At 72.3% G+C, this 4,486-nt stretch carries 6 protein-coding genes; 3 read left to right on the top strand and 3 right to left on the bottom strand.

All coding sequences use genetic code 11. The annotated features are described in order from the left end of the window. From AC1DY2_RS16110 to AC1DY2_RS16100, 3 genes are all read right to left on the bottom strand, one after another. Nucleotides 1–824: FAD-binding oxidoreductase (locus AC1DY2_RS16110; RefSeq protein ID WP_476763340.1), on the bottom strand; the 824-nt coding region annotated here is incomplete at its 3' end. A 5-nt stretch (nucleotides 825–829) separates the two neighbouring features. Next, entirely contained in the window at nucleotides 830–1,195 is a 366-nt protein-coding gene (locus AC1DY2_RS16105; RefSeq protein WP_476763339.1) for a UBP-type zinc finger domain-containing protein, read from the bottom strand. A 42-nt stretch (nucleotides 1,196–1,237) separates the two neighbouring features. Continuing rightward, nucleotides 1,238–1,813, bottom strand: a complete 576-nt coding sequence (locus AC1DY2_RS16100; protein WP_476763338.1) for an EXPERA domain-containing protein — start codon at nucleotides 1,811–1,813, stop codon at nucleotides 1,238–1,240. Nucleotides 1,814–1,987: 174 nt separating this feature from the next. Between AC1DY2_RS16100 and AC1DY2_RS16095 the strand changes: the two genes are divergently transcribed. The 3 genes from AC1DY2_RS16095 to AC1DY2_RS16085 all read left to right on the top strand — a co-directional run. Then, a complete protein-coding gene (locus tag AC1DY2_RS16095; protein ID WP_309976089.1) occupies nucleotides 1,988–2,320 on the top strand; it encodes a YciI family protein in 333 nt (110 codons plus the stop codon). Next, nucleotides 2,320–3,585: an RNA polymerase sigma factor gene (locus tag AC1DY2_RS16090; RefSeq protein ID WP_476763337.1), complete on the top strand. Its 1,266-nt coding sequence runs from the start codon at nucleotides 2,320–2,322 to the stop codon at nucleotides 3,583–3,585. Before AC1DY2_RS16095 ends, AC1DY2_RS16090 begins: the two co-directional genes overlap by 1 nt. A 53-nt stretch (nucleotides 3,586–3,638) precedes the next feature. Further along, nucleotides 3,639–4,486, top strand: an 848-nt coding sequence (locus AC1DY2_RS16085; protein ID WP_476763336.1) for a sensor histidine kinase, incomplete at its 3' end; no start/stop codon positions are given.

Raw genomic sequence — 4,486 nt, 5'->3', positions numbered from 1 at the left:
CCGTGCGGGAGGCCCAGCGACTGCCACGCGTCGACGGCCTCGACGCAGGTGCGGTCGATGAGCTCGAGCGCCGCCGGGACGATACCGGCCGCGGTGATCTCGGCCACGGCGACGCCCGCCGCGCGGAGGGAGCCGAACGAGCCGACGACGGCTCGCTCCTCGCGGCCGCCGAGCGGCAGCAGCTGGAGCGTGACCTGCGTGACGATGCCGAGGGTGCCCTCGGAGCCGACCATGAGTGCGGTGAGGTCGTAGCCAGTGACGCCCTTCGCGGTGCGCCGTCCGAGGTCGACCACGTCGCCGTCGGCGAGCACGACCCGCAGGCCCAGCACGTAGTCGCGCGTCACCCCGTACTTCACGCAGCAGATGCCGCCGGCGTTCGTCGCGACGTTGCCGCCGATCGTCGAGATGCGATAGCTGGCCGGGTCGGGCGGGTACCAGAGCCCGTGCGCCGCGACCGCCGCGCGCAGCGTGTCGTTGATCACGCCGGCCTGGGCGACCACGTAGCGCTCGGCGACGTTCACCTCGACGATGCGCGTCATCCGCTCGAGCGAGAGCACGATGCTGCGCGCCATGGCGTTCGCGCCGCCCGAGAGGCCCGTGCCCGCACCACGCGGCACGATGTGCACACCGTATGCCGCGGCGAGGCGCACCACGGCCGACACGTCGTCCTCGTGCTCGGCGAGCACCACGGCGAGGGGCCGCTCGTACGGCGCCCACTCGGCGTCGTCGTGCGCGTAGGCGTCGAGGGACGCGGCATCCGTCAGCACCTGGTCGGCGCGGAGCATCCGACGCAGCTCGGCGACGACCGTCTCACTGGCCTGCATGCGCGCTAGCTCGGTTCCATCGGATGCAGCAGCGAACGCCAGTCGTCGGGGACACGGTCGCGGGGCGCCGGGGCACCCTGCGCGGTCGGCCGGCTGTCGGGCGCGGCGAGCTTCGGACCGTCGACCGAACGGGCGGCCGCGTAGTCCCAGAACCAGTCCTCACCGGGCTCGAACGACTGGGCGATCGGATGCCCCTCCTCGCGCGCGTGCCGGGAGGCGTGCTGCTCGGGCGAGCTGTCGCAGCATCCGACGTGCCCGCACTGCGCGCAGCGGCGGAGGTGCAGCCACCAGCCGCCCGCCGCGAGGCACTCGGCGCAGCCCTCGCCGGACGGCCGAACATCGGGATCGATCGCCGGGGTCTCGTCGGTCATGCGAGCGAGCCTAACCCGGGCGTCGCCCGACGCGCTCGCCCGTCAGAACGTCCGGGCGAACGGCAGCGGCTTCCGCATGCGCACGAGCAGGAGGATCGGGATGAGCACGTAGGGCAGGTTGAAGGCGAGGAACTTCACCGGGTTGGGCGTGATCCACTCGGGCTCCCCGAAGAACTCCACGCCGAAGACGATGATGCCCGTGATCGACGCGATCATCGTGGCGTAGATCACGCTGGGCAGCTGGATCCAGTTCCAGCCCTTCACGATCGAGATGACGAGCAGCACGTAGAAGACCGGGTAGACGAACGCCGAGAGCCCCGTGACGAAGCGCATCCACACCGGCGGCTGCATGAACAGCGGGTCGGTGTCGTGCGCGTACCACCAGTTCGCGTTCACGAGGAAGTTCGGCGACGGCTCCGAGAAGTCGATGCCGAGCGTCGGCACCATGTCGCTGATCATGCTCGTCACCGCGAACAGCGAGAACACGACGAGGAAGAACCAGTCGAACGGGCGCTCGCTCAGCGGCAGGTTCGGCGGGCGGCAGGGGTCGGCGGATGCCGCGGCGGCGGGAGCGCCTGCGCGGGCCGCCTCGACGTCGGGGCTGGTCGGGGCGGTCATGGAGCATGAGCGTAGCGGCGCGGCTCCGCGTTCGTCCACGCGGTCTTCGTCGAGGCTGTCTTCGTCGGGCCTGTCTTCGTCGGGGCCGTCTTCTCGACGCTGTCGATTCCGGCCGGTCGACCGCGTCGGTATGGTGACGGCGCGAATCCCGCGCCGGAGCGAGAGGATGACGACATGTCCAAGTACCTGATCCTGATCTTCCAGGACGAGGCGGCCGCGCAGCCGTCCGGCGACTCCGTGAGCGCCAACTACCGCGCCTTCATGGAGAAGCACGCGGGGGCCCTCCGTGGCGGGGTCGCCCTCGAGAACCCGGCGACGGCGACCTCCATCCGGCGAGACGAGTCGGGCGAGTCGATCGTGACCGACGGCCCGTTCGCCGAGTCGAAGGAGGCGCTCGGCGGCACGTTCCTCATCGAGGCGGCCGACCTCGACGAGGCGCTCGCCATCGCCAAGGAGGTTCCCGCGGGCATCGGCGTCGAGGTGCGGCCCGTGCGGGTCGTCAGCTGATGCGGGGGGCCGCCGGCGCCGACGTCGCACTCGCGCTGGAGCAGGCGCACCGCGAGTGGGGCTTCGTGCTGGCGGCCACCATCCGCGTCGCGGGAGACATCGACTCCGCGGAGGAGGCCGTGCAGGACGCCTACGCCAGCGCGCTGGTGACCTGGCCCGCCCGCGGCATCCCGGCCAATCCGGCCGCGTGGCTGACGGTGACAGCCCGGCGCCGCGCGCTCGACGTGCACCGCCGCGAGGCGACCGCCCGGCGGGCGCTGCCCAAGCTGGTCGACCCCGAGCCCGAGCCGATCGACGAGCAGGTCGAGGCGATGGACGGCATCCCCGACGAGCGGCTGCGGCTCATCTTCACGTGCTGTCACCCGGCGCTCGCGCCCGAGGCCCAGGTCGCGCTGACCCTCCGCCTCGTCTGCGGCCTCTCGACCCCCGAGATCGCACGGGCGTTCCTCGTGCAGGAGGCGACGATGGCTGCTCGCATCACGCGGGCGAAGCGCAAGATCCAGGTGGCCAACATCCCGTACCGCGTGCCCGAGGGCGACGAGCTGCCCGCAAGGCTCGAGCAGGTGCTCGACGTCGTGCACCTCGTCTTCACGACAGGGCATTCCGCGCCGTCGGGTGCGCAGCTCACGCGGGTCGACCTCGCGGAGCGCGGTGTCGAGCTCGCCCGCATGCTGCGTGCCCTGCTGCCGTCAGATCCGGATGTCGCGGGGCTGCTCGCACTCGTGCTCCTCACCGACGCGCGGCGGGCCGCCCGCGTCGACCCCGCCGGCCAGCTCGTGCTGCTCGAGGACCAGGACCGCGCCACCTGGGATCGCGCGGCCATCGCCGAGGGAGCCTCGCTCGTCGCGGAGGCGCTGAGTGCGGTGCGACCCGGCCGACCGCCCGGGCGGTACGCGGTGATGGCCGCGATCGCCGCCGTGCACGACGAGAGCCCCACGTGGGCCGACACCGACTGGGATGCGATCCTCGCCCTCTACGACGTGCTCCGCGTCACGTGGCCGACGCCCGTGGTCGAGCTGAACCGGGCGATCGCGCTCGGCTTCGCCGAGGGGCCCGCGGCCGGCCTCGCCGAGCTCGACGAACTCGCCGCCGATCCGCGGCTCGCGAGGTATCCCTACCTCGCGGCGGCCCGAGCCGACTGCCTGCGGCGGCTCGGTCGCACCGCGGAGGCGCGGATCGCCTACGACGAGGCGCTGATCCTCACCGACAACGAGGTGGAGCGCGACTTCCTCGCGGGACGCATCCGGCACCTCGGCGGGGGCTGAACTCCGTCGCGCGACGGATCCGCACGCCCGCCGCCGGTCGCTAGCGTGGAGGGATGTCCGTGCCAGCAGCGCCACCCGTGCTCGACGGCGTCGAGTGGGTACGACCGCGACCGCTCCGGGCGGCGTACCGATACGACCTCATCCTCGCACTCGTGATGGCCGCCGGCACCGCCGCGAGCGTGGTGCTCTACCGCATCACCGGATGGGGCGAGGATGCCCCGTGGTGGGGTTCGGTGCTGTGGGTCGCGGCCATGAACCTGCCGCTCGCCGCGCGGCGGCGCTGGCCCGAGATCGTCGGGCTCGTGGCATCCGTCGCCTTCGTCATCGGTGCCGTCACCGAGGTCGGCGAGGTGCTCTTCTCGAACATCGCGCTGTTCATCGCCATCTACACGGTCGGTGCGTGGGGCCGCAGCCGGCTGCGCGCCAACGTGGTGCGCGGCGTCATCGTCGTGGGCATGTTCGTGTGGCTGTTCTGGGGCCTGATCGTCGGCTCGCTCACGCCCGAACAGCTGCCCGAGATGTCGCGCGAGGGCGTGATCTCGCCGTACCTCGCCTACGGGCTCATCAACGTGCTCACCAACCTGCTCTACTTCGGCGGCGCCTGGTACTTCGGCGACTCCGCGTACCGCTCGGCTCGGTCGCGGGCCGAGCTCGAGCAGCGCACCGCCGAGCTCGCCGCCGAACGCGAGCGCACCCGGGCGCAGGCCGTAGCCATCGAGCGGCTGCGCATCGCCCGGGAGTTGCACGACGTCGTCGCACACCACGTCTCGGTGATCGGCGTGCAGGCCGGCGCGGCACGACGCGTGCTCGCGAAGGATCCGGATGCCGCAGCGGCGGCGCTCTCGGCCATCGAGTCGAGCGCCCGCGACGCCGTCGAGGAGCTGCACGGGCTGCTCGGCAC

Source organism: Agromyces sp. P1_H4 (assembly GCF_056405255.1).
Note: the sequence above shows the minus strand (reverse complement) of the source record. Positions and strands in the feature narration are given on the sequence as shown.